This window comes from Hymenobacter humi, assembly GCF_042665855.1.
Classification (GTDB): Bacteria; Bacteroidota; Bacteroidia; order Cytophagales; family Hymenobacteraceae; genus Hymenobacter; species Hymenobacter humi.
Window position 1 is genome coordinate 2,556,008 of sequence record NZ_JBHTEK010000001.1, and the last position, 23,654, is coordinate 2,579,661.

Genomic DNA, 23,654 nt, shown 5'->3' on the forward strand with positions numbered 1-23,654 from the left:
CCAAGTGCGTGAACGAATTAGGTAAAAGAAAAAGGTGACAGGCAGCGATAAGCAAATAACGGCTGCGTAAGTACAGACTATTGGTATGGCACTTATGCAGCTATAGCCTAACTTTTCCAGGCACGATACGGCGCCTAGAAAAACATAAGCAGGGATTGCGGCGGCAATAAGGCCAACAAGTGAGAAGTAGACTGTTGGCTTTGTAAATCTGTGCTTTGTGCTTTCCACTACCTAATTATCACGTACGCTTTGCTTTACTGGGAAATCGTGGTGTTCAATTTGGGTAATAAGAGCGTATCTGAAAAATACCCTCTTCGAAAAAAGAACGTCATGCTGAGCTTGTCGAATCATCTCTACCTCAGTACTAATTAAGATTAGTTGAGCGGTAGAGATGCTTCGGCAAGCTCAGCATGACGTTTAATTTATCTTTCGGATAGGTTCTAAGTGGTTACCGGCCCACCACCGGGAGCACCGGCACGCTCTCGTGCCCGGCAGCATCTACAGATGCCACGCCGAAAATGAAGTTGTCTTTACTGATGTCCAGGTTGGCAGTTAAGCCGCTCACGGGGATGCGCTGCTGCCACTGGGGAACTGGTTTCGCGCACCAGCACCACGTAGCCCGCGGGCTTGGCGCCGGTGGCCGGGGCCTGCCAGCGCAGGCTCGGTGCGGTTGGTGAGGTTGGCGGTAAGGACTTCTACTTTGGCGGGAGCGGCGGGGGCCAGGGCCAGGCTGGCCATGGTGGCGAGGTTGATGCCGGCGTTGCGGCGCAGGTAGGCGAAGTCCACGCCTTCGATGACGTCGCCGTAGGCCCGGCCTTTTTCGGTGCGCAGGTCCTGGTGCTGGTGGGTGTAGTCCTCGTTCATCTCCGTAAAGCGGACGGCCGCAAAGCCCTGCTGGTTGAAGGGCGTGTGGTCGCCGCCGCGCAGGAAGCGGTCGGGGCGGTACTCCAGCACCACCTCGTGGCCTTTGCCATAGAGCTTGCCGATGCGCTGGGTGTACCGGGCCAGGCTGGCGGCTGATGCCGTCGTTCTCGTTGCTGAGCTGGCGGCGCGTCTTGGCCTGCTCGGGCGTTTCATTGGCCGGTACGCCTTCGCTGAACACGCGCAGGTGCTTGTCGTCGTTGATGACCGGGTCGAAGCCGTGCGAGTTGCCCACGATGTCGTTGTTGAGCATCGCAATCAGGTTCCAGCCTTCTTTTGGCGCGCTCGGCGAGGTGGCCCGAGCCGTAAAGACCCTGTTCTTCGCCCTGCACCGCTACAAACTTGAGCGTGCACGGAAACTTCTGGCCGGCCAGCACGCGGGCCAGCTCCATCACCAGCACCGTGCCGGAGCCGTCGTCGTTGGCGCCGGGCGCGTCGGCGGTGGCGTTCATCACGTCGCTCACGCGCGAGTCGATGTGGCCGCTCACCAGGATGACGCGGGTATCGCTGGGGTCGGTGCCGGGAAGCGTGGCCAGCACATTGGCCATCAGCACGGGCTTGTTGATGCGGCGGCCGTCGGGCTTCACCGTGAAGGTGTCCATCTCCACGGTCATGCGGCCGCCCCCGGCTTTGCTGTACTTCAGGAACTCATCGCGCACCCAATTGCGCGACGCGCCAATGCCGCGGGTGGGGCTTTGGGTGTCGCTCAGGGTGTGGCGGGTGCCAAAGGAGACGAGCTTGCGGATATCGGCCTCCAGGTTTTTGGCCGAAATCTCATCCACCAGCTTTTGGATACGGGGGTCGGCGGGTGGGAGCAGCGGACCGGGTTTGGATTGGGCCAGGGTGGCGAAGGGCGCCAGGAGGAAGAGCGTAGCGAGTTTCATGCGGGAAAGGTAGGACGGGAACGAGGATAACAAAAAGAACGTCCTGCCAAGCGCAGCGCTCGGCAGGACGTTCCGATAAACAACGGCGGACTCAGGCCAACCGTTAGCCGGCTTTATAAAACGGCTCAATAGTGCGGAAATAGGGATTCACGCCCTCTTCCGAGCTCATGTCCAGCAGCATCAGGTCCACGAATTGGTAGGCGTCGGTCTGGCCTTGCAGCACGGGCCCCAGGTCCTGCATGAAGCTGGGGTCGGGGTTATTGCTCTCGAAGGCTAGCAGCAGGCGCGGCACGTCGGGGTTGTCAGCGAGCTGCATCTGAGCCAGAAACGCTTGTTCGATGTGGGGCTGGGTGCCCGCCCAGGCCTTGATGGCGTCGGCCACGGCCGTCGGGTACTCGGCGGGCTGGCTCAGGAGCACCTGCGCGTCGCCGCCTCCGGGGGAGGTGGGGCCGGTGAGATGCCCGGCCAGCAGGGCGGCCAGTTCGTCTTTGGGTAGCAGCTTGCCGGCCGGCGAGAAGGGGTTCAGCACACAGTCCTGGCCCTGCACCATGCTGAAAAACGCGTGGCCCGGCAGGCGCACGTAGCTCACGGTGCCGTTGTCGACGCCGCCATCCGTGAGGCGCGGCACCGATGAGAAGATGGGCAGCTTGCCATCCGACAAAATCTGGAGCTGGATTTCCTGGCCTTCGGCGAGTACCACTTCGCCTTCAGCAATGCCTTCCATGGGCGCCAGAATCATCAGGATTTCTTCCTGTAGCAGGGCCTGGTAGAAGGCAGGGCGGGCGTTTTCGTCGGTGGCCGCCAGCAGTAGCAACTGCTCCAGCACGTTCTCGGGCTCGAAGGGCAGGGGCTCCGGCTCCGGCATGCTGTATGTTGGCTCAACCGGGGCGGGCGGCGCCGTAAACTTAGCGCCCTGGTAACGAGGGCCGCCGGCTGGCTTTTCGGCCGCCGGAGCGGGAGCGCCGGGCGTAGCGGAGGCAGGAGTAGCCGGCGTAGTATCGGCGGGTTTGTTTTTCAGGAAGTCGAGCAGGCCCATAATGGAATACAAATGCGAGTGGATTGGGAGTGCAATCTACGGCGGAAAACGGGTTAGGAGTCGGTAAAAAGTGGTTAATCTGGCGGTCTTATTACTGGAAAATCGGGCTGGGTTGAGCTTGATGAATCCCTTCCCTCGATTATTTGAAACCGGTGTTAAATCCCCTTCAATTCAATTATACCTCTGTCATGCTAAGCTTGCGAAGCATCTTGTCAGGTCAGAACTATTCGTTCATCGGTGAGAAGATGCTTCGCAGGCTCAGCATAACAGACGATTGGATTACTTCCATAGTAAAGATGCTTCGCTGCGCTCAGCATGAGAGACGTTGAGCTAAGCCGAACCGACAGCAAGCACTCACGGCACGCGGCAGGCATCCAATTGCTGCTGCACCTCCCGAATAGTCCACGGTGTTGCCTTGTTGCCCCAGTGGCTTTCGATGTAGTTCAACAAATTGGTGAGCTGGGATGGGCTAAGGTATTTGTGACCAGGCATCACGTTGTGATATTTGACGCCGTTTACCACAATCGGCTCGTGCTGGCCGTTGCGCAGAATGCAGGGCAACTCGGCGCGGTGGGTAGCCAGATAATCGGCGCCGGCCAGCGGCGGAATGAGCTTCGCCAAGCCCTGGCCCTGCTCGCCGTGGCAGCTCGCGCAGTGCTGCACGTACAACCGCTCGCCTTGGTTGCGGTTGTTGCTGAAGCAGCCGGGCAGCGTGAGCAGGAGCATCAGGCTGCCAACCAATGGGTAATACCAGGTTCGCATTTACTGGCGGGCGACGGCCTGCTTCCGGCTGTCGATTTCGGCTAGCAACGTGGGCAACTCGGCCAGCAGGCGCTCCACTTCTTTGGGGTTGAGGCTGTCGTAGAGTCCGCGGATGTGGCCCTGGTCGTCAACCAAGGCGAAGGTGCCATTGTGGGCAAAGCCGCCGGGCGCGGCTTTGTCGGGCTCGGCCGCCGTGAAGTAGGCGCGGGCCAGCTGAAAGACCGTGTCTTTGGCCGTGGGCACGCCGTGGGCGCCAGTGGTGGCAAAGTACCAGTTGCGGGCACCGCCCACGCCCAGGCGCTCGGCGTAGTCGCGCAGCACCGGGATGCTGTCGTGGGCCGGGTCGATGGTGTGGGAGAGAAACGCCAGGCGCGGGTCTTTACCATACTTGGCGTACACCTTCAGGAGCTCGCCTTGCATTTTGGGGCAGATGCCGGGGCAGGTGGCGAAGAAGAAATCGGCCACGTAGGCCCGGCCCGCAAAAGTCTGGTTGGTGATGACCTGGCCGTTCTGGTCGGTGAGGCGGAAGGCGGGCACCTTGCTGAACACCGTATCGGCGGGGCCGCCGTCGGCGCGGGGCGCACGTCGCGCTCCCCCAGGATGGGCAGGCGGGCGGTGATGTCGGCGCTGGGGCCGGTGCAGGCCGTAAACAAGGAAGCCGCCAGCAGAGGCAACAGGACGAAGCGTTTGAGCATGAGTTATTTAGTAGGAGCGGGCGCTGTTGCGTCAGATTGAGCTGTCGGCAGCTGCCTGATAAACAACGTAGCCGAGTCTATCGTTGCCCGAAACTGCTGGCTGACGCCGGCCAGCACCTGCTGCTGCTGCTGGAAGTAGGCCAGGCGCGCCGCCGGGGCGGCCGTGGTATCGGGAGCGCGGTACTGGTGCATCCAGTCCATCATGGCCGCGTCGGCGGCGGCCAGGCCGCGCAAGTAGGGCCCGGCGGCCGGCGAATGCGCCTTATTGATGGTGGCCTTTAGGGTGTAAAGCTGGTCCATCTTCGCCATCAGCGAATCGTGGCGGGCCATCAGGGCTTTTTCGGCGGCTTGGGCTGGCGGCACCTGCCGCGGCGGGGCTGCTGAGGGGCAAGCGGCTAGTGCAGGCGCCAGGGCAAGCAGCAACGCTTGCAAGGCCTTTTTCTGATAAAATTTCACGCCCCAAAGGTACGGCCGGCCGGCGCGAACCCAAGACCGCCGGCCGTAAAGGAAGACGCTGACGGAAACGAAACAAAGGAGCACACGCCCATAAATCAAAAGCAACTCTTAGCCGGTTGAGAAGACCTGTGCGTAGGTAACAATTCCACTTTCCATTTTACCAAAACCCTTTCCATCTATGAAAACCCGCCAACTGGGCCGCTCCAGCCTCACCGTTTCGGCCATCGGCCTGGGCTGCATGGGCATGTCCGACTTCTACGGAGGCCAGGACGATGCCGAAAGCACCCGCACCCTGCACCGCGCTCTGGAACTGGGCGTGACTTTCTTTGACACGGCCGATATGTACGGGCCTTTCAAAAACGAAGAGCTGCTGGGCCAAGCCTTCAAAGGCAAGCGCGAAGGCATCGTATTGGCCACCAAGTTCGGCATCGAGCGCGACCCCAGCAACCCTGCCAAACGCGGTATCAACGGCCGACCTGAGTACGTGAAGGCCGCCTGCGAGGCCAGCCTGCGCCGCCTCGGCACCGACTACATCGACCTCTACTACCAGCACCGCGTCGACCCCGGCACGCCCATCGAAGACACCGTGGGCGCCATGGCCCGCCTCGTGGAAGAAGGCAAAGTGCGGTACCTGGGCCTGAGCGAGGCCGCCCCGGCCACCGTGCGCCGGGCCGTGGCCGTGCACCCCATCGCCGCCCTGCAAACCGAGTACTCGCTGTGGAGCCGGGAGCCCGAAGACGAAATCCTGCCCACCATCCGCGAATTGGGCGTGGGCTTTGTGCCGTATTCGCCGCTGGGCCGTGGCTTCCTCACCGGTCAGATTCAGAAGTTCGAGGACCTGGAAGCCGATGATTACCGCCGCCATACGCCCCGCTTTCAGGGCGAAAACTTCCAGAAGAACCTCGACCTCGTGGCCCGCATCAACGACCTGGCTCAACAGAAAAAGTGCACCGCCAGCCAGCTGGCCCTGGCCTGGGTGCTTGCCCAGGGCGAAGACGTAGTGCCCATTCCCGGCACCAAACGCGTGAAGTACCTCGAAGAAAACCTGGGCGCGCTGGAAGTTGAGCTGTCCAGCAGTGAGCTGGCTCAACTCGATGAAATTGCCCCCAAAGGGGCCGCCGCAGCCGGCATGCGCTACCCCGAAGCCATGATGGGCTCGGTAAATGGCTAGGTAGCAGGAAAGAACGAGCAACTCCCCTCCTTTTTTAAGGAGGGGATGTTCGAGCCAAAGGCTCGGACGGGGTGGTGAAGTCGTTGAACGACACCCGAACGATTGCATAAGAACGATGCCCAGGGAAACCCGAACGATTCCAGCCCAACTCGTTCTGCTGCTAGTCGTTCGACCGTCGTTCAACGAGTGCAACCACCCCGTTTTCGCTGCGCGAAAACATCCCCTCCTTAAAAAAGGAGGGGAGTTTTTGGTTCTGCTGTTTAGCTCGGCAGCAAGTCTATCCAGCCGTCTTCGCTTACCACCACGGCCAGCACGGGGTACTTGCTGCTGTTGACGTAACGCAGGGCCGAATTGTAGCGCGAGCCGCGCGACGAATCTCCTTTCTCCGTGGCCAGGCCGTCGAGAATGGCGCCGATGGCGTGGCACATGCCGCTGGGCTCGATGAGCACGGCCCCGTCGATGTTGGTGACGAGGCGCAGCACCGAGGGCGTCATGATGCGGGGCACTACCCGGAAGCACTGGCGGGTGAGGCGCTGCGCTTCTTTAGATGCGCCGGTGCTGATAACCAGGATGGTACCCGTGGGTTGGGTGCTGGCTTTCTGAGCCAGGTCCCAGAGGTAATCGATGCTGTCGGCGTTGAGGTTGGGGAAGACGATGCGCGCGGTGCGGGCAAAGTTGTCGGCCGCGACCTGGCCCTGGGGCAGGCGGGGGTGTTGCTCACTACGCGCATCAGCACGTGGCCGGCGTGGCTCATCTCCCAACTGTAGTGATTCGTGAAATGCACCGTCACCAGGGGCTCGTACTGGCTGTCGTTTTCGGGCACGAGCCTGGCCCAGGCCGAACACGTGGGAGGCATCCGAAATCAGGGCGGTGTGGCCTTCGCTGAGCTCCAGCAGCTTGCGAATGGAGCGGTGGTCGCGCATGGGCACGGGCGTTTCGAGCGTGAGCACCGGCACGATGGCCGGGTGCAGGCGCCGGCTCACGAGCATGGTCCCGATGCCCTCGTCGCCCTCGTGGCGCAGCGCGGCCACGCCGTTGCAGGCGTCGTAGAGGCCGTGGGTGCCGGCCGGGGCCACGCGCAGCATCAGGCGTCGGCCAGCCGAGCGCAGCAGCTCGTTGTAGTCACGGTCCAGCACGGGCTGGTCGTTATCGGCGGTGTCGGCTTCGCGCAGGGCGCGGGTGCAGTCGTGCAGAAACTCGAGCACCGCCGCGTGGGGCAGGTTGGCCGGGCGGCCGCCGCTGGACTTGGGCAGGGCGTAGTAGCCCTCGTAGCAGTCGGCCGAGAGCTGCAGCACCACCGTCACGAGGTAGCCCTGCAGGCTCACCGGCACGGCACAGAACGAGCGCCGGTTTTCGTGGCGGTTCGCCGTGAGCGTGTTCAGCGTCGACTCGGTGGCCTGGCACACCACTCGTACCAGTGCTGTTTTTCAAACCGGTCGTGGTCGTTGGGGTGCAGGTGGTACACCACGCCCTGCGGCCCCGCGTTGGCTTCGAGGGAGGCCGCGGTTGATTTCACGTCCTTGAAGTCGGACGGAGCATAGCGGGTGGTGGGGGCTCAACTACCACGGCAGCAGGGTCGTCGGCCTCTTTGGCCGACGCAAAGCCTACCAGAAATACTTCGGGCCGCAGGTTGCGGTCAAGCAGATTAAAAATACCCTCGGCAAAGAGTTGGGCCGAGACTCGAAACAGACTTTGGTGTTCCCACATGGGCAAATAGAGGACGGCCGTGTCCCCTTGCGGACCCGACTTCAGCCCGAACTACGGAAAAAGCTCGGCATAGTGGTGCTCCGGAACAAAATTACCTGCCCGCCGCTTCTGCACTGCCTCCAAATCCGTATCTTCGGCATACGCCCGGCAGGTTCTAGCCGCCTCGCCCTCACCACCGCAAATCTCGCAAGCTTATGCTCTTCGTCGACATGCTTTTTGTGATGGCGGTGGCCATTTCCTTTATCCCGATTCTCACTGGCTACTGCGCGCACAGCCGGGGCCGGTCGTTCTGGCTGTGGTTTGTGTTGGGCTGGACGCTGCCGCTGGTTTCGTTTTTCCTGCTCTTCGCCCTCATCGCCCGTGACGAGCTCAACCCCAGCCGCCGCCTCCTGGCCGAGGCCCGGCAAATCCTACGCGAAGCCCAAGAAGCCGCCGCGCGCACCAAAGCTCAGAAATAGCGGGCCCCGGAAGCGGCTGGCGCTACTTATCTGGATTTCATAACGGTGTAGAGACGCAACATTTTGCGTCTCGTCGTTGGACGGTCATTGTTGGAAAGGCGCAGTTTTCGTCGTTCAACGACGAGACGCAAAATATTGCGTCTCTACAGCTTCACAATCCCACATCTTCTAAACTGCAGATTCCTCAGGGCTTCCAGTCTCCCTGAGCCAGCTCAATATTCCCTTCGCAACCCACGCCCCGGTGCTGAAGCAACCCTGCAGCAGATAGCCGCCCGTTGGGGCCTCCCAGTCGAGCATCTCGCCTGCCACGAACGTGCCCGGCCGCTGCCGCAGCATATGGTGCTCATCCAGGGCCGCGAACCCAATACCACCGGCCGTCGAAATAGCTTCATCCAGGGGGCGCAGGCCCGTCACGGGCAGCGGGACTGCAGCCAGCGCCTGCGCTAATTCCTCCGGGCTTAGAGCGGCGACGTTGGGCTGGGCTTCCCGCAAAAGCGTGGGCACGGGCGGCCCGAGGTGCAGCGCCTTGCGCAGGATATCGGGCAGCGACGCCCCGGCCCGGCGCTGCTGCAGCCTGGCCAGTAGCTCGGAAGCCGGGAGGTCGGGCTTCAGGTTGAGCTGGAGCAGCGCGGGCCCGCCGCCCCCGAGCGCGGCCCGCAGCCTGGGGCGTGAGGGCATACACCGGCGTGCCCTCTACGCCGTACTCGGTGAGCATGATTTCGCCGCGCACCTCGGGCCCGTTGTTCACGCGTAGGGCAATATTCTTGAGCGGGACCCGGCCGGTTTTCGCTTTAAAGAACTCGGACCAGACGATTTCAGCCCCGCAGTTGGCGGGCGAAAAGGGAGTTACGGACACCCCGATTTCCTGCAGCTGCGGCACCCAAGCGCCATCCGAGCCGGTTTTGGCCCAACTGGCACCGCCCAGGGCCAGCACCGTGGCAGCTGGCTCAATTATGGCTCGCGGCCTGCTTCCGTCCCCATGGTCTCGTCCCGCAGGCGCAGGCCGGTGGCGCCTGCAAAGCCCAGCCAGCGGTGCCGGGTATGAATTTCGACGCCCAGGTCACGCAACCGGGTGAGCCAGGCCCGGAGCAGGTCGGCGGGTTTGTGCGCGGCCACCGGGAAGATGCGGCCACTGGTGCCCACAAAAGTTTCGATGCCCAAATCGGCGGCCCAGGCCCGCAGCTCGGCCGGCGAGAAGTGGCTGAGCAGGTCCCGGAACCGGGCCTCCTCGGCGCCGTACCGGCTGGTAAGGCGGGACAGGTCCTCGGCATTGCTTAGGTTGAAGCCGCCGTGCCCGGCCACCAGGAACTTGCGGCCCACCGTGGCCTGAGCTTCGAATACGCGCACCCGTTGGCCAGCCTCGGCCAGGCGCTGGGCCGCCAGCAAGCCCGCCGGACCGCCGCCCACCACGGCCACAAAAGGAGAATTATCGGGTACTGTTTCGGCCACAACCTGGAGTAACAAAGGCGCCCCAAGGTACGGCGGCAGCGGCTGCGCCGGCTAACCAAAGAGCCGCTCAACCGTTAGCCCTAGCACATGGGACCATACTCTATTCTAATCGGCCTGAGCCTGGCCGTCCTTTTATCTTACCTGTTCGACCTCACGGCCCGCGCCACCAAAGTGCCCTCGGTGCTGCTGCTGCTGCTGGCCGGCATCGCCCTGAGTCAGGCCACCGTCTACTGGAATCTGCCCATCGCGGTGCCTCCACTGCTACTGCAGATGTTTGGCATTGTTGGGCTGATTCTCATTGTGTTGGAAGGCTCGCTTGATTTGCGCCTGACACCCGAAAAGTTTCCTCTTATCCGCCGCTCGTTCGCGGCGGCGGCCCTCATTATGCTGGTGCAGGCCGGGGCCATTGCCGCGCTGCTGCACATGTACCTGGGTGCGAGCTGGCAGAGCTGCCTCGTGAACGCCGTGCCGCTGGCCGTGGTAAGCAGCGCCGTGGCCATCCCCAGCGTGGCCGGGCTGGGCGGCGAAAAGCAGGAGTTTATTATTTACGAAAGCACGTTTTCCGACATCATCGGCATCATGCTTTTCAACTTTGCTTTGCAGGACAATTTTGCGCAGGGCTTGTCGGTCGTCACCTTTGGCCGCGACGTGCTGGCGGTGGGCGTAGTGGCGGTGCTGAGCACGGCGCTGCTGGTGTTTCTGCTGGGGCGGCTGCGGGCCCACGTCAAGTTCTTTCTGCTGTTCGCGTTTCTGGTGCTCATCTACAGCCTGGCCAAGAAGCTGCACCTGTCGTCGCTGGTGCTGGTGCTCGTGTTTGGGCTGGTGGTAAACAACGCAGATTTGCTGGCCCGCGGGCCCCGCCTGCAGCGCTTCTTTCGGCCCGAAAAGCTGGCCGCTGAACTCCAGCAACTCAAGAGCATCACCGCCGAGTCGGCGTTTCTCATCCGCACGTTCTTCTTCCTGCTGTTTGGGTTTTCCATCACCTTGTCGAACCTCATCAGCTGGTCGCTACTGTTGCAGGGCGCGCTCATCGTGGGCGTGCTCACCCTCATCCGCTTCGTGTACCTGAAGTACGTGGCCCGCACCGACCTGATTCCCGAGCTCTTCATCGCTCCCAAAGGACTGATTTCGGTGCTGCTGTTCTACAGCATTCCCCAGCCCATGCTGATTGGCGAAGTCAGCGAAAACATTCTGTTTGTCGTGATTCTCTTAACGGGCTTGCTGATGATGATAGGCCTGCAGCTGGCCCACCGCACCCCGGACATGCTGGAAGTGTAGCCAGCCACCGCCTGGCTTACGCCTCGCTTTCGAGAATAAGCTGCCGCCGGTAGCGGGCCAGAATGGTCGACTTCAGGATGAAGCCCAGGTAGCGGCCGTCTTCCTCGCACACGGGCAGGGCCCAGGCGCCGTAGCGGTCGAGCAGCGACAGGGTGTGCTCCAAGTCGTCGTTGGGCCCCACCACGGCGGGGGCGGGCTTCATCAGCTCTTTTACCTGCGTGGTGCTGTAGTGCGCGTTGTCAAACAGCGCGTTGCGTACCGAGTCGAGGCTGACCACGCCCAGCAGCCGGCCGCCGGCCGCTACCACCGGAAACAGGTTGCGGGTAGCGTGCCGGAACACCTCCACCAGCTCGCCCAGCGTAGTAGTGGGCCGCACGGCAATAAAGTCGGTTTCGAGCAGCTTGCGGGGGTCGAGTTGAGCCAGCAGGCCGCGGTCGCGGTTGGCATACACGTCCACGCCGCGGGCGGTGAGCTTGCGGGTGTACACGGAGTAGGGCTCGAAGTACTTGGTAATGAGGTAGGAAGAGCTGCTTACCAGCATCAGGGGCACGAAGAGGGCGTAGCCGCCTGTGATTTCGGCGATGAGGAAGATGGCCGTGAGGGGCGCGTGAATCACACCCGCCAGCATGCCGGCCATGCCCAGCACCACAAAGTGGACCTCGGGAATGTGCACTACCCCGCTCAGGTTGAGCAGCCGGGCAAAGAAGAAGCCTGCCAGCGCACCCGCAAACAGCGACGAACCGAACATGCCGCCGTTGCCGCCACTGCCCACCGTAATGCTGGTAGCCACTACTTTAAGCATCATACTGAATACGACCAGTACGAGCACCAGCCACGGGTTATTGTCCTGGTACACCGAGAAAATACTGCCGTCGGTGAGGCGCTCGGCGTGGCCGCGCAGCAGCAGCTCCACGGTGTTGTAGCCCTCGCCGTATAGCGTGGGAAACAGGAATATCAGCAGGCCGAGCGCGGTGCCGCCAAACAAGACCTTGCGCCAGTTTAGGCCCGGCCACCGCTCAAAAAACGCTCGAACCAGTGGTAGGTCCGAATCATGTACACCGAGAACAGGGCCGTAAACAAGCCCAGCAGCACGTAAAACGGCACCGCATCGACGGGCCAGCTCGTGGTGATGAGCACAAACGGCTGGCCTTCGTACAGGGCTTTGGATATCACCGTGGCTGTGGCCGACGAAATCAGGAGTGGGATGAAGTACTGCGCGGGCAGCTCCATCAGAATGGTTTCGACCGCGAACAGCACACCCGCAATGGGCGAGTTGAAGATGGCGGCCACGCCAGCCGCCGCGCCGCAGCCGGTGAGCAGGCGCCGCCGGCGCCGGTCCACGTGCAGCACCCGCCCGATGTTGGAGCCCAGGGCCGCGCCCGTCACCGAAATCGGGGCCTCGGTACCGGCCGAGCCGCCGAAGCTCACCGTCAGGAACGCCGTCACCAGCTGCGAATACAGCTTGGAGCGCGGCACCACGCTGTTTTCGCGGGCGGTGCTGTAGATGATGGGCCCAATGCCGCGGCCCAGCCTGCCCGCCCAGCAGGTACTTGGTGAATATCACCGTGAGCGAAATGCCGATGATGGGGTACACCGACAAGGCAAATACCCGCTGCGGCTCCGAGATGGCGCCCTGCAGCAGGTCTACCTGCGCCTTGATGCAGGTTTTGAGGGCCACCGCGGCCAGGCCGGCGCCCAGCCCCACCACGATGCTCAGCAGGAGCATGTACATCCGCTCGCTGATGTGGCGCGCCCGCCAAATGAGCAGCGGGCGCAGCAAGCGGTGGACGGCGTGGTGAGGCATGGGCTATAATGGAAGGCTAACGCATTATGAGCAACGCAAAAATGGCGCCGGCAGGTACTGATTTATAGCAAAACCCCGTCGAACCCCTGAAATTTCCGGCCCAACTCATCGGTCGGGATTGGCGTCGGCCTACAGCTCCATGATGTCCTCGTTCCAGAGGGTGGGCTCGGCTTCAATGAATTCGTTCATCATGTCCACGCACTCCTGCAGGTCGAGGTCGACTACTTCCACGCCGTGGCTTTCGAGGAAAGCGCGCGACTCGCCGAACGTGCGCGACTCGCCCACCATCACCTTCGGGATTTTAAACTGCACGATGGTGCCGGCACACATGTAGCAAGGCATCAGCGTGGTATAGATGACGGTGTCGCGGTAGGTGCGCTGGCGGCCGGCGTTGGTCAGGCAGTCCATTTCGCCGTGCTTGATGGCGGAGTCTTCCTGCACGCGCTTGTTGTGGCCCCGGCCCACAATTTTGCCGTCGCGGATGAGCACCGAGCCGATGGGGATGCCGCCCTGCGACCGGCCCAGGCGGGCTTCGTCGATGGCGGCTTGCATGAATTCGTCCATGGTAAATTGAGCTGTTAGCTAATAGCCGTTAGCTATTAGCCAGGTTATGAGTGAGAATGAATGTTTGAAGATGAGCTAACAGCTAACGGCTATTAGCTAACAGCTCAATAATTATCTGGCGCAGATGCCGCGGTAGGAGCAATACTCACATTTTTTCAAATCGTCGGTTTTGCGAATGGGCTCCGTGGGGTCCAGAATGCGCAGCACAATTTTACGCACCAATTCCTCCGAAACCTGCACGAAATCCTGGCCTTCCGGCGTGAGAAAGCTTAAGTCGGCCGACAGCAGGCCTTTGTCGAGGTTGCGCATCGAAACGATGCCCGTGTTTTCGGTTTCGCGCTTTTCGGTGCTGGCCAGCATGAGGCGGTAGAGCCAGAGCTGGCGCACTTTGTCGGCGCTGGAAGTGGCTTCCCAGAGCAGGCGCTCGGTGGCTTCGGCGGGGCTGAAGCGACCCTTGTAGCCGGTCAGGTTGAGGTCGTTGGCTTCGACGAGGCCGGTTTTGTAGTCCACCACGCGCAGGCGGCCGTCGGGCAGCTGGTCGACCCGGTCGGCTTTGCCAAACAAACGCACGGCCAGCCGGCCTGAGCCGGGTACATCCACAAACACCGTGGCGGCCAGGTCTTTCTCCAGGCTGAACAGGCGCAACGGCAGGCCCTCGGTCTGCTCCAGCCCTTCGAGGTAGCGTGAGATAAGCCGGCCGGCCACTTGGCCATACACGTGGTTGAGGCCTTCGTCGGGGCGGGCGTGCTTTTCAGTTTCTTCCTGGCGCAGGGCCTTGCGCACCTCTTCGGGCACTTGCTTGAGCAGCGCGGGGATGTCGGCGGCGGTGATGGGCCGGGCGTCCTGCTCAAACGGCCGCATCAGGTTCTCCAGGGCAGTGTGCACCATGGTGCCAAAGCTGCCAGCTTCCAGCGTTTCCTCCACGGCGTCGTTTTCCTGGAAGCGGGCCACTTTCGAGAAGTAGAACCGGAGTGAGCACGCCAGGAAATCGTTGAGTCGCGAAGGGGAGATATTGCGCTCGAGCACGCCGCGCAGGGCCGCCAGCATCTCGGGGTCTTTCTCCAGGATGAGGTCGCCTTCGTAGGGGTCAACGGGGGCCTCGTGGTCGGGGCCGGCCACGGTCACTGTGAGGTCTTCCAGCGTGAGCCTGCGGGTTCTGGGGCAGCAAGTCGTTTTCCAGCTGCAGCAAAACCGGCTGCGCTCGCCGCTCTTGATTCCCTCGGCGCCGGGCAGCACGTGCACCAAATCAACCCGCTTGGCGCGCTGCAGCAGGCGCCAGAAGTTGTAGGCCGTGATGGCTTCGGCATCGGCGTAGGTGGGCAGCTTGAACTCCTGCAGCACGTCGTAGGGAAACAGCGACTGCTGCTTTTTGGGCGCGGGCAGCACGCCCTCGTTACAGCTCAATATGATGACGTGGTCGAAGTCCAGGGCCCGGGTTTCGAGCAGACCCATGACCTGCACATCGGCCAGGGGCTCGCCGCTGAACGGCAGGCGCGTGCGGCCCATCTGCTCGTACAAAAACCGCCGGAACGAACGCACCGACAAGCGCTGCTCGCGGCAGTCGAACGCCGAGTCGAGCTGCTTTATCAGCGTATAAAACAGGTACAGGTACTCGGCCTCAATGCCCGACTGCTTGTCTGAATATACTTGCTTGAGCAAGTCAATCAGGGTGTTGCAGGCCGCGATGATGTCGTCGCAGTTGTCCCAGGTTTTGAACAGCGCCTCGATGAGCGGGTGGTGCGAGCCGAGCTTGAGCAGCTCGGAGGCAGGCAGCAGCACGGCGTTGAGCCGCACAATCTCGCGGCATACGAGGTCGAGGACGCCGTGGTACTGGGGCTGGTCGGGCTGGCGGTCGAGCCAGTGCTGGTAGCGGCGCAGGAAAGGGTGGCCCAGCAGCTTGGTCACGGCCAGGTGGTGGTAGCGCGGCACGCCGTAGCCGGTCTCGGCACTGCCTTCCCGGATGCCAGTCAGGTGCACTTCGAAGAGCAGGTCGACTAGGTTGAACAGGGGCGTGGCCTGGAAGCTCAGGCCCATGGTCACGTTGTAGTCGGGGACCTCGTCGGGCGGCAAGCCGTGGAGCACGGGCAGGAGCAGAGTTTCGTCGGGCAGTACCACGGCCACGGTGGCATCGGGGTGCTGGCGGCGGGCTTCGGCCAGGAGCTGCCCGGCCAGCTTGCCCTGCATGCTGGGGTTGGCCACGCCCAGGTAGCGCACGTGGTGGGGCTGGCCGCGCAGCCATTCCACGCCGCCGCCCATGTTCTCGCGGGGCAGGTTCCACTGCTTGAAGTAGCGGCCCAGGTGCTGGCCGGCCCGGTTGGGCGAGCCTTCTTCGAGGTAAAACGGGTCGGCATCGAAACGGACTTCGGCCCGCCCGGCGGCTAGCAGCAGCCGAATAAGCTTTTCCTCGGAGCGCGACAAATTGCCCAAGCCCACAAACACGTGGCGGGCCACTTCGGGCTCGGCAGGGTCCTGAATGCGCTTTTCTAGTTTCTCGACGGCCAGGCGGTAGGCCAGGCCAGGGTAGGCCAGGTGGTTGGCTTTCATGCGCCGCTGCAGCTCGCGGTACACCCGTTCGAGCTGGTCCCAGAAGCTGAAGGAGTGGGCCGCGGCCTTGCTTTTTCCGGCAGGGCGTCCAGGTCCCAGCGCTCCAGGGCTTTGGCCTGGCTCAGGTATTCGAACACCTTGCGGGTGGGGGCCAGGTTTTGGTCGAGGTTGGAAAAGTCGCCGAGCAGCAGGCCGGCCCAACCCACAAACCGGTCAAAATCGAGGTGGGTGTCGATGTGCTTGAGGATGTCGAACAGCATGAGCTGCAAGGCAATCGGCTCCTCGACCTGCACGCCCGCCAGCTCCACCATGTAGTCTTCCATGGCCGCCACACGCGGGGCCCAGAGCGGGGCGCCCGGCGGCAGGGCCAGAGCCAGGCTCGTTCTTTAGGTACACCACCGCGCGGCGCGTGGGCACCACTACTATGACTTCCGACAGCTCGTCGAGCGGGCCGGAACCGTAGCGGTCCAGCAGCTCGCGGGCGGTGGCGGCCAGGAAGGAAACGGGAGCCGTGAGCGGCGAAACAGGGGCAGGAGTGGGGTAGGAAGTAGGCTGGGCAGGCATTGGGGTAAAGATACCGGCCCCGGCTGCTACTCCCGGTCAGAAGGACCCTGGATTTCATCGGTGGCGCGGATATTCAGCCTACCGAACAACGCGCCGACCGGCCCCGTTTCACCCGCCTGACAGGTTGAGCTGGCTCGCCGCCAATTAATGAGGGTGCTCCAGCCACGGCTCGGCTTCGCTGTTGGCCACAAATTCGATAAGCAGCTCCAGCAGCTCGGGGCGGGTGTGCTGGCGCGGCACGTTCACGCCCGGCGAATCGGACGGAACGTTGCGGAGCAACTTGCGCAGGTCCTGCGCGTTGGCCACCCGGAAGCCCATCGACCAGTCGGAAAAGCTGCGCTTGAGGCAGGGGCCATCGGCCAGCACCCGGCAGTTGAAATGGCGCGGGTCGGCCACAATCCGGTCGTAGTACAAGTGGTGCACCACGGCCTGCTCGCCCTCCAGCACCTGCAAAAACCGTCCGTCGGGAGTGTAAAGCAGCAGGCCCGTGATGTTGTGCTCGAGGTTAAACGCGCGGGCCTGCTGAAGCAGGGCGTCAAGGTCCGGGGTCTCGAACGGCACCAGCGCCTGGCTCTGGTAAATCAGTTGGTAAAGTCCCATGGCCGCAACAAGATGGTGAAACAGCACGGCTTCGGCATCGCCCCAGGTATGGCAAAGCACCGGAGTGGTTTCTGAGGCAGTAATTTACGAAAATTGTCTGGCTTTCTCTGCGAACATACCGGCGCGCCGGGCGGGCGTTGGCTCAAGAAAGGGCGGCGGGAAAATCTGCGCGGTTAGTGCTTTGGCAATGAATTGAGCTAAACAGCGTGGGGAAGGTGGAGTGGCGCTTGTCCGCTTTCTTTGTTAGCTCAATAATTCCTTATTATGCGTCCACATTTCCTCGCCTTGCTGACGGCTGGGCTGCTGGCTACTTCCGCCCAGGCCCAAACCACGCCCCTGGATTCTGCCACCGTATCGGCTCCGCCCGCCCCGCTCTGGCGCAAATCCGGCAAGACCGGACTCGGGCTCAACGAATCGCTGCTGAGCACTAACTGGCGCGGAGGCGGCGTCAACACCATTGGCTTCAATGCCCTGGCCAACCTGAAGGCCAACCGCAAAAGCGGGGTAAAATCCTTCGACAACGAAGCCGATTTCCTCTTTGCCTTTTCCGAAACCAAGGGCCTGGGCTACCGCAAAGGCCAGGACCGGCTGTACCTCGACACCAAGTTCGGCCGCGACATCAGCACCGACTGGAACATGTTCCTGTCGTTGAACCTGCTCACGCAGTTTGCCCCCGGCTATAAGTACGACAAGAACGCCCAGGGCAACGAGCGCGCCCGGCAGGTGTCCGACTTCTTTGCCCCCGGCTTCATCACGGCAGCTTACGGGTTCGAGTACCACCCCAACCCCACGTTCCGGGTGCGCCTGGCGCCCTTTGCCCCGCGCCTGACGGTGGTAAACCGCGCCGAACGGTTTGTGGAAGTGCTCGGCGACAAGCCCTACGGCGTGAACCCCGGCCACAGCACCCGCTTCGAGGTCCTGGCCGCCCAAATCCTGGCCGAGTACGACAAGAACCTCAGCCCCACCGTGAGCCTAAAGGCCCGCTACCTGCTGTTTGCCAACTACGAGCACTTCAACACCAAAGAAATTGACCACCGCCTCGACCTCGGCCTCACCGCCAAGGTGGGCAAGTACGTGAACGTGGCCCTCAACGGCATCGCGCTTTACGACTTCGACCAGGACTCCGGCGTGCAGTACTCGCAGGGGCTGAACATCGGCATCGCCTACGCCTTCCAGAATTTTGTGGACGAGAAGAAGTAGCAATATGGATGCAGACCGGGCCAGACGCACAGGAAATGATGCGCCGATTTGAGACGTAAGTTTGACTTTGGCTCCATGCTTATGGCCAACGACTACACCCAACTTAAGGACAAACTGCAGCTCATTTTCTGGCCATATTTACGGCTGATGCTGCTGTTTTTAGCGGTTTATGGCCTGCTCGATTGGGCCTTGCTAACTTGGGTCCCCGCCTTTGAACCTCCCGAGACGCTTTGGAAATTGGGATTGCCGTTGCTCGTAGGAACCGTTGTGGCAGTAGTGTGGCTATGGCCTCGACTGCGTCTGCTGTCCGAAGGGCGGGGCCGATTTGATGCGCGCGTGTTCCTGGCGCTAATCACACTGGCCGTGATGGCTTGTGGAGCGGCTTGCCTACACGGCTATCTAGTTTCATCCAAAGGTAAACTCGTCGTGCTGGCATCGTCGGCCAGCGTAAACCCCACCCAAACGTTTGAACGCCACTACCGGTTTCGAACCGAATACATCCATGGGAAATATGGAGAATGGGTCGTCAAAACAAAAACCGTAAACAAAGGAAGGCAGCTCAACTTCGACTTGTATCTCAGCGTCCCCGTGTTAGCTTCTCCAGCCGACACGCTCCGTCGGACCCCTGTCTGGCTAGGGGTCCATTACGCTGATAACATACCCACCGGGGCTTCATATAGGGAAAATGAAGCTGCTTTGCAGGCGTTTGTCAAGCGTAGCGAAAGCCATTTTAAAGCGGAAAAATTTGAGAATAATTACCGGGGCTACTATACCCGGTTGGGAAATACCGACGAACGAGATGCCTATGTTGAAGCCGCCCGCCGCACCGGCTTTGCCACCTCTGATAATACCCAGGCCCTGCTTGTGCTCCAGCCCGGAGACGAACCCTTTGCGACGCGTGGTAACGATTCAGCAGTGCTTCTTGTGGGCTGTGTCGGAATAGGTTCAATTCTGTTTCTTCTGCTCCTGATGATTCCGAACACGCGGAGTTGGCGAGTAAACGAGTTCCGCGCCGGCCAGCACCGAATTCAAGGCTGGCCGGAATGGCTCACGCCCCGCGTGGGTATTTCCTGACGCCGCTGTTGCTGCTCACCAACGCCGGGGTGTATGTGGCCATGGCCCTGGCTACGCACTCGGGCATCGAATCCTTTGCCGCATCCGATTTGAGGGCTTGGGGAGGAAACTACGGCCCGGCTGTGGCGGCCGGGCAATGGTGGCGGTTGCTGAGCAGCGCCTTTCTGCACGGCGGCTTCATGCACCTGGCCAACAACCTCGCGATTCTGGGCTTGCTAGGGTGGATGTTGGAAAAGCCAGTTGGGACCGTCCGGTTTGCGCTTGTGTACTTACTTGCCGGCATTGGCGGCAGCCTTGTCGGCCTCTACTGGCACCCCGATACGGTAAGCGTCGGGGCATCCGGAGCCATTTTTGGGTTAATGGGTGCCGCATTGGTATTGGCGCTGCGCAAAGCGCTGCCCGACGACCTCGGAGGCGTGCTCGTCACCTTGGTGGCGGTAATGGGCGGCTTCAACCTAGTGCTGGGTTTCCTGATGCCCGGGGTCGATAACGCCGCGCATCTGGGCGGCATCTTCGTCGGCGCCGCCGTTGGATTACTGTTCAGCCCCGGTCTCATTCACCGTGTTGCTTACTACAAGGGCACAAATCCTGACGAATAGTAATGGCAATTATTTACCGCAGCGCGTAAATCCGCTCAATTATCTCCACCACTTTCAAGCCCTCCAGTACATTGGTTGTAGCTGAGCTGCGCTGCTGCACGGTGTCCACCACGTTTTCAATGACCTGCACGTGGTTGGCCGCCGAGCCCTGGAAGGCGCCGTAATTATTGGCAGCGTTGGTGGGGGGCAGGTCGGGCAGCGTGTAGCCTTGCAGGTGGCAATACTCCACCTTGTCCATGTACTGGCCGGCGATGCGCAGGCTGCCCCGCTCGGCCACCACGGTGAGGCTGCTTTCGAGGTTGCGGTCCCACACGGCGGTGCTGTAGCTGAGGGTGCCGCTGCCGCCGCGCACGAGGTCGAAGGTGACGAGGCCGCTGTCTTCAAACTCGGTGAGGCCGGCGTGGCTAAAGTCGCGGAAGCGAGCCGAAATATTGGTGATGTCCCCAAACACCCAGTACAGCAAATCGACGAAGTGGCTGAACTGGGTGAAGAGCGTGCCGCCATCCAGCGCCTGCGTGCCTTTCCAGCCGCCGGGGCGGTAGTAGCGGGCGTCGCGGTTCCAGAAGCAGTTCAGCTGAACCAGATATATTTGGCCCAGGTGCCCCTCCGCTACCACCTGCTTGAGCCAGGCCGCCGGCGGCGAATAACGGTTTTGCATCACGCAGAACACCCGCTGCCCGGTCTGCGCCGCCGTATCGACGATGAGCTGGGCGTCGGCCCGGGTCAGGGCCATGGGTTTTTCGATTACCACATGCAAGCCGTGGCGCAGGCCGGCCACCGCCTGCGGGGCGTGCAGGCCGTTGGGGGTGGCTACGGTGAGCACATCCGCGGCCGGGCCGTGGGCAAGGAATTCTTCCAGTGAGGTGAAGAAGGGAGTGCCGGGAAACTCGGCGGCCAGCTCGGCCTGCAGTTCGGGGCGCACGTCAATCAGAGCCGCCAGCGTGGCGCCGGGATGCCGCGCCACGAGGGCTGCGTGGCGCCGGCCAATGTGGCCCACGCCGCAGATGGCGAAGCGTACTTCCGAGGTCGAATTATTCACAAAACAGAATTAACCCCCAAAGTAAAGCCCCAGGCACTCGATAATGTAGGCTTGCTGCTCCAGGTTGAGCCGCGGATGGATGGGCAGCGACAGCACCGACCCGCACAGCCGCTCCGCTACCGGAAACTGCCCGGCCCGATAGCCCAGGTAGGCATAGGCCGGCTGGGCGTGCACCGGCAGCGGGTAATACACCATGGTGGGCACCCCGCACCGCTCCAGGAAGTGGCGCAGTTCGTCGCGTTGGCCGGCTTCCCGCAGCGTGAGGGTGTACTGATGAAAGACGTGGCTGCTGCGCGGGGCGCGGGCCGGAATGGCCAGGCTGGGGAAGGCCGCCAGGGCTGCATCGTAGCGCGCGGCGATGGCCTGGCGGGCTGCAGTGGCTGCGGGCAGGTGCTGCAGCTTCACTCGCAGCAGGGCGGCTTGTAGGGTGTCGAGGCGGGAGTTGAGGCCGATGTGCTGGTGGTGATACTTCTGGCTTTGGCCGTGGTTGGCGAGCTGGCGCAGCAAGTGGGCGCGGGCGGGGGCGCGGGTGAGCAGGGCACCCCCGTCGCCCATGGCCCCGAGGTTTTTGGATGGAAAAAACGACGTGGTGCCTACTTCGCCCACGGTGCCCGCATAGGCTGTTACCCCGCTGCCCATCCGAAAGGTGGCGCCGATGGCCTGGGCGTTGTCTTCAATCAAGGCCACCCCGTGCCGTTGGGCCAGCTGGCTCAGGGCCTCCAAATCGGCGCATTGCCCGAATAAATGCACGGCAATGATGGCGCCTGTGCGGGGCGAAATGGCAGCTTCTACCGCGGCCGGGTCTATGTTAAAAGTGCCCGGCAGTACATCCGCCAGCACCGGGCGCAAACCCAGGAGCGCCGCGGCCTCCAGGGTGGCCACGTAGGTGAAGGCGGGCACAATAACTTCGGCTCCCGCGGGCGCTGCAGGCTCATCAGGGCCAGGGTGAGGGCATCGGTGCCGTTGCCACACGGAACGACCTGCGCCCCGCCCAGGTACTGGCCCAACTCGGTGGTAAACTCGCCCACCGCGGGCCCCTGAATAAAGGCAGCCGTGGCCATTACCTCGCGCAGCGCCTCGTCCAGCGCCGGCTGCATCGCGGCGTGCTCCGCCGCCAAATCAAGCAGAAGGATGGGGGAGGGTGGAGCCGGGAGTATCAATGGATAAGGGTGAGAAAAGCCGGGGCAAAGATAACCGGACCGTAAGGCGCCAAGGCCGCTTCCGGCGCCGGCCTCCCACAAAAAGAAAGAGATTTAAAGCAGCTTGAGCAGCCAGCGCAGCTTGAGCATGTCGAAGGCCTGCAGCCGGGGCGTGGCCGAGAGCAGGTTGCGCCGCAGGGGCGGCTCGATGGCGGCCAGCGCTACCCGCGTAGGCGTTGCCAGCCGCAGCTTGCGCAGCCGCAGGGCCAGCCGCAGCAAGCGCGAATCGATGGCCACGCCGCCATCGCGAAAGGCCTGCACCAGGTTGTGCACGGCCTCTTCGCTTTTCTGCAGGAACGCGGCCGCGGGCTCCAGCCCCGCGTGTAGCACCGGATTGTCCAGATGAAACACGTCAATCCGGGCCGCCGCCAGTGCCAGTCCAAAGGTGGTATCCTCGTGCCCGTAGCCGTTGAGCTGTTCGTCGAGGGGGAAGCGCGCGAGGATGTCGGCGTGCATCAGCACGTTGTTGATGGTGAGCTGGGCGTGCGGCGCCTGCTGGCGCACGGCGGCCGGCCGGGCCTCGCGGCTGTGGCCGTACAGCCAGCGCAGGTGCAGCGCCGTATCGGCCGGCGGCAGCGGGGCATAGCTGGTGCCGCCAATGAGCAGCGGTGCCTGGTGCCGCGCCGCTGCGTAGCGCGCAAAAACTTGCCGTCGGGCAGCAGGCTGTCGTTGTCGAGCAGCAGCAGCCACTCCTGGCGCGCCGAGGCCGCGGCCGCCTGGTTGCGGATGGCGGCGCGGCCCACGTTGTGCGCCACCGTGGTAGCGCACGCCCGGCTGCGCCCCCAGGGGCCGGTTCAACTTCCGGATTTCTTCGCCCGAGCCGTCATCGAACAAGATGATTTCGACCGGTCCGGGCCAGTCGGCTCGCTGCGCGAGCAAGCCCCAACCAACTCGTTGACGTCCCAATTAAAAACAGGAATCAATACCGACAGCCCAGGGGTCATCTTACTCCACCGTTAGCAATGAGCATATGGGATGCGCACAAGAAAGCTCACGCTAGCGCTGGTTGGCCGAGTCGTGCAATTCTCCGTCCTTGCACGTCAGCACGCGGTGCGGGTATTTTTCAATCAGCTGGAAATTGTGCGTGGCCATCAAAATGGCCGTGCCCGAATTGTTTATCTCCCCAAACAGCTTCATGATGCTGTCTGATACGTCGGGGTCAAGGTTGCCGGTGGGCTCGTCGGCGAGCAGGAGCACGGGCTCGTTGAGCATGGCGCGGGCAATAACCACGCGCTGCTGCTCGCCGCCGGAGAGGCGGTGCGGCATGCGGTTGGCGGTACCGTTTAGCCCCACTTGCGTGAGCACATCGCTGATGCGCTGCTGCTTTTTGGCTTTGCCTTTCCAGCCGGTGGCGTTGAGCACAAACATGAGGTTCTCGGCCACGGTGCGGTCGGAGAGGAGCTGAAAGTCCTGAAACACAATGCCCAGCCGGCGGCGCAGAAACGGCACTTTGCCAGCCGATAATTTTGCCAGCGGAAACCCGGCCACCGTGCCCATGCCGCTCTGCAGCGGCAGGTCGGCGTAGAGCGTCTTGAGCAGCGACGACTTGCCCGACCCCGTGCGGCCCACCAGGTAGGCAAACGCGCTTTTCTCCAGCGAAAACGTCACCCTTTGCAAAACAGCCTGTTGCTCCTGCATGATGGTGGCATC

The 23,654-nt window shown here is 62.4% G+C and carries 26 protein-coding genes and 2 pseudogenes; 7 read left to right on the plus strand and 21 right to left on the minus strand.

Annotation, left to right across the window (positions count from 1 at the left end; translation table 11 throughout):
- Nucleotides 1-561: 561 nt before the first annotated feature.
- The 6 genes from ACFQT0_RS14335 to ACFQT0_RS14360 form a co-directional block, all read right to left on the minus strand.
- On the minus strand, nt 562-1,077 hold the full coding sequence (locus ACFQT0_RS14335; protein ID WP_380203712.1) for a hypothetical protein: 516 nt from the start codon (nt 1,075-1,077) through the stop codon (nt 562-564).
- Nucleotides 1,074-1,805, minus strand: coding sequence for a M28 family peptidase (locus ACFQT0_RS14340; RefSeq protein WP_380203714.1), 732 nt, complete (start codon nt 1,803-1,805; stop codon nt 1,074-1,076). Before ACFQT0_RS14340 ends, ACFQT0_RS14335 begins: the two co-directional genes overlap by 4 nt.
- Before the next feature lie 103 nt (nt 1,806-1,908).
- Complete coding sequence (locus ACFQT0_RS14345) at nt 1,909-2,853, minus strand: enhanced serine sensitivity protein SseB C-terminal domain-containing protein (protein WP_380203716.1); 945 nt, start codon at nt 2,851-2,853, stop codon at nt 1,909-1,911.
- A gap of 342 nt (nt 2,854-3,195) precedes the next feature.
- Complete coding sequence (locus ACFQT0_RS14350; protein ID WP_380203718.1) at nt 3,196-3,567, minus strand: c-type cytochrome; 372 nt, start codon at nt 3,565-3,567, stop codon at nt 3,196-3,198.
- Nucleotides 3,568-3,603: 36 nt separating this feature from the next.
- Nucleotides 3,604-4,152 carry an SCO family protein gene (locus ACFQT0_RS14355; protein ID WP_380203720.1) on the minus strand — a complete coding sequence of 183 codons (549 nt, stop codon included), beginning with the start codon at nt 4,150-4,152 and terminating at the stop codon, nt 3,604-3,606.
- A 149-nt stretch (nt 4,153-4,301) separates the two neighbouring features.
- Complete coding sequence (locus ACFQT0_RS14360) at nt 4,302-4,754, minus strand: hypothetical protein (RefSeq protein ID WP_380203722.1); 453 nt, start codon at nt 4,752-4,754, stop codon at nt 4,302-4,304.
- A 178-nt stretch (nt 4,755-4,932) separates the two neighbouring features.
- Here ACFQT0_RS14360 and ACFQT0_RS14365 point away from each other — a divergent pair, with 178 nt between their 5' ends.
- On the plus strand, nt 4,933-5,925 hold the full coding sequence (locus ACFQT0_RS14365; RefSeq protein WP_380203724.1) for an aldo/keto reductase: 993 nt from the start codon (nt 4,933-4,935) through the stop codon (nt 5,923-5,925).
- 260 nt (nt 5,926-6,185) lie between these two features.
- Here ACFQT0_RS14365 and ACFQT0_RS14370 read toward each other — a convergent pair whose 3' ends face one another.
- The 3 genes from ACFQT0_RS14370 to ACFQT0_RS14380 are packed head-to-tail and all read right to left on the minus strand — an operon-like array spanning nt 6,186 to nt 7,632.
- Complete coding sequence (locus tag ACFQT0_RS14370; protein ID WP_380203726.1) at nt 6,186-7,331, minus strand: diadenylate cyclase; 1,146 nt, start codon at nt 7,329-7,331, stop codon at nt 6,186-6,188.
- Complete coding sequence (locus ACFQT0_RS14375) at nt 7,304-7,441, minus strand: hypothetical protein (RefSeq protein WP_380203728.1); 138 nt, start codon at nt 7,439-7,441, stop codon at nt 7,304-7,306. The genes ACFQT0_RS14370 and ACFQT0_RS14375 overlap by 28 nt, the downstream gene beginning before the upstream one ends.
- Nucleotides 7,438-7,632: a hypothetical protein gene (locus ACFQT0_RS14380; RefSeq protein WP_380203730.1), complete on the minus strand. Its 195-nt coding sequence runs from the start codon at nt 7,630-7,632 to the stop codon at nt 7,438-7,440. The genes ACFQT0_RS14375 and ACFQT0_RS14380 overlap by 4 nt, the downstream gene beginning before the upstream one ends.
- Before the next feature lie 194 nt (nt 7,633-7,826).
- Here ACFQT0_RS14380 and ACFQT0_RS14385 point away from each other — a divergent pair, with 194 nt between their 5' ends.
- Nucleotides 7,827-8,090, plus strand: a complete 264-nt coding sequence (locus ACFQT0_RS14385) for a hypothetical protein (RefSeq protein ID WP_380203732.1) — start codon at nt 7,827-7,829, stop codon at nt 8,088-8,090.
- 168 nt (nt 8,091-8,258) lie between these two features.
- Here ACFQT0_RS14385 and ACFQT0_RS14390 read toward each other — a convergent pair whose 3' ends face one another.
- Both ACFQT0_RS14390 and ACFQT0_RS14395 read right to left on the minus strand, forming a co-directional pair.
- Complete coding sequence (locus ACFQT0_RS14390) at nt 8,259-8,768, minus strand: NAD(P)/FAD-dependent oxidoreductase (protein ID WP_380203733.1); 510 nt, start codon at nt 8,766-8,768, stop codon at nt 8,259-8,261.
- 273 nt (nt 8,769-9,041) lie between these two features.
- Entirely contained in the window at nt 9,042-9,539 is a 498-nt protein-coding gene (locus ACFQT0_RS14395; RefSeq protein ID WP_380203735.1) for an NAD(P)/FAD-dependent oxidoreductase, read from the minus strand.
- Nucleotides 9,540-9,626: 87 nt separating this feature from the next.
- Here ACFQT0_RS14395 and ACFQT0_RS14400 point away from each other — a divergent pair, with 87 nt between their 5' ends.
- Nucleotides 9,627-10,817, plus strand: coding sequence for a cation:proton antiporter domain-containing protein (locus ACFQT0_RS14400; RefSeq protein ID WP_380203737.1), 1,191 nt, complete (start codon nt 9,627-9,629; stop codon nt 10,815-10,817).
- A 16-nt stretch (nt 10,818-10,833) separates the two neighbouring features.
- Here ACFQT0_RS14400 and ACFQT0_RS14405 read toward each other — a convergent pair whose 3' ends face one another.
- The gene (locus ACFQT0_RS14405; protein ID WP_380206026.1) at nt 10,834-11,358 is read right to left on the minus strand and encodes a CBS domain-containing protein; all 525 of its coding nucleotides are present in this window, start codon (nt 11,356-11,358) and stop codon (nt 10,834-10,836) included.
- A 27-nt stretch (nt 11,359-11,385) separates the two neighbouring features.
- A pseudogene (locus ACFQT0_RS14410) lies at nt 11,386-12,296 on the minus strand (chloride channel protein); the annotation flags it as partial.
- 37 nt (nt 12,297-12,333) lie between these two features.
- Between ACFQT0_RS14410 and ACFQT0_RS14415 the strand changes: the two are divergent.
- On the plus strand, nt 12,334-12,630 hold the full coding sequence (locus ACFQT0_RS14415) for a hypothetical protein (protein WP_380203739.1): 297 nt from the start codon (nt 12,334-12,336) through the stop codon (nt 12,628-12,630).
- A gap of 120 nt (nt 12,631-12,750) precedes the next feature.
- On the opposite strand, the gene ACFQT0_RS14420 is transcribed toward ACFQT0_RS14415, so the two are convergent.
- The 4 genes from ACFQT0_RS14420 to ACFQT0_RS14435 form a co-directional block, all read right to left on the minus strand.
- A complete protein-coding gene (locus ACFQT0_RS14420; RefSeq protein WP_380203741.1) occupies nt 12,751-13,185 on the minus strand; it encodes a nucleoside deaminase in 435 nt (144 codons plus the stop codon).
- A gap of 111 nt (nt 13,186-13,296) precedes the next feature.
- Nucleotides 13,297-15,729, minus strand: coding sequence for a PD-(D/E)XK nuclease family protein (locus ACFQT0_RS14425; protein WP_380203743.1), 2,433 nt, complete (start codon nt 15,727-15,729; stop codon nt 13,297-13,299).
- Nucleotides 15,726-16,052 carry a hypothetical protein gene (locus tag ACFQT0_RS14430; protein WP_380203745.1) on the minus strand — a complete coding sequence of 109 codons (327 nt, stop codon included), beginning with the start codon at nt 16,050-16,052 and terminating at the stop codon, nt 15,726-15,728. The genes ACFQT0_RS14425 and ACFQT0_RS14430 overlap by 4 nt, the downstream gene beginning before the upstream one ends.
- 385 nt (nt 16,053-16,437) lie before the next feature.
- Entirely contained in the window at nt 16,438-16,953 is a 516-nt protein-coding gene (locus tag ACFQT0_RS14435; RefSeq protein WP_380203747.1) for a BLUF domain-containing protein, read from the minus strand.
- A 204-nt stretch (nt 16,954-17,157) separates the two neighbouring features.
- Here ACFQT0_RS14435 and ACFQT0_RS14440 point away from each other — a divergent pair, with 204 nt between their 5' ends.
- The 3 genes from ACFQT0_RS14440 to ACFQT0_RS14450 all read left to right on the plus strand — a co-directional run bounded on the left by ACFQT0_RS14440 (nt 17,158) and on the right by ACFQT0_RS14450 (nt 19,766).
- The gene (locus tag ACFQT0_RS14440) at nt 17,158-18,093 is read left to right on the plus strand and encodes a DUF3078 domain-containing protein (protein ID WP_380203749.1); all 936 of its coding nucleotides are present in this window, start codon (nt 17,158-17,160) and stop codon (nt 18,091-18,093) included.
- A gap of 81 nt (nt 18,094-18,174) precedes the next feature.
- Nucleotides 18,175-19,167, plus strand: a complete 993-nt coding sequence (locus ACFQT0_RS14445) for a hypothetical protein (RefSeq protein WP_380203750.1) — start codon at nt 18,175-18,177, stop codon at nt 19,165-19,167.
- Nucleotides 19,168-19,175: 8 nt separating this feature from the next.
- Nucleotides 19,176-19,766 carry a rhomboid family intramembrane serine protease gene (locus tag ACFQT0_RS14450; protein ID WP_380203752.1) on the plus strand — a complete coding sequence of 197 codons (591 nt, stop codon included), beginning with the start codon at nt 19,176-19,178 and terminating at the stop codon, nt 19,764-19,766.
- Between the two features lie 13 nt (nt 19,767-19,779).
- On the opposite strand, the gene ACFQT0_RS14455 is transcribed toward ACFQT0_RS14450, so the two are convergent.
- The 4 genes and pseudogenes from ACFQT0_RS14455 to ACFQT0_RS14470 form a co-directional block, all read right to left on the minus strand.
- Nucleotides 19,780-20,805 carry a Gfo/Idh/MocA family protein gene (locus ACFQT0_RS14455; protein ID WP_380203754.1) on the minus strand — a complete coding sequence of 342 codons (1,026 nt, stop codon included), beginning with the start codon at nt 20,803-20,805 and terminating at the stop codon, nt 19,780-19,782.
- A gap of 9 nt (nt 20,806-20,814) precedes the next feature.
- Nucleotides 20,815-21,902: pseudogene (locus ACFQT0_RS14460) on the minus strand (DegT/DnrJ/EryC1/StrS family aminotransferase).
- A 156-nt stretch (nt 21,903-22,058) separates the two neighbouring features.
- Complete coding sequence (locus tag ACFQT0_RS14465) at nt 22,059-22,883, minus strand: hypothetical protein (RefSeq protein WP_380203756.1); 825 nt, start codon at nt 22,881-22,883, stop codon at nt 22,059-22,061.
- Nucleotides 22,884-23,000: 117 nt separating this feature from the next.
- Nucleotides 23,001-23,642: a cell division ATP-binding protein FtsE gene (locus ACFQT0_RS14470; protein ID WP_380206027.1), complete on the minus strand. Its 642-nt coding sequence runs from the start codon at nt 23,640-23,642 to the stop codon at nt 23,001-23,003.
- Nucleotides 23,643-23,654: the final 12 nt, after the last annotated feature.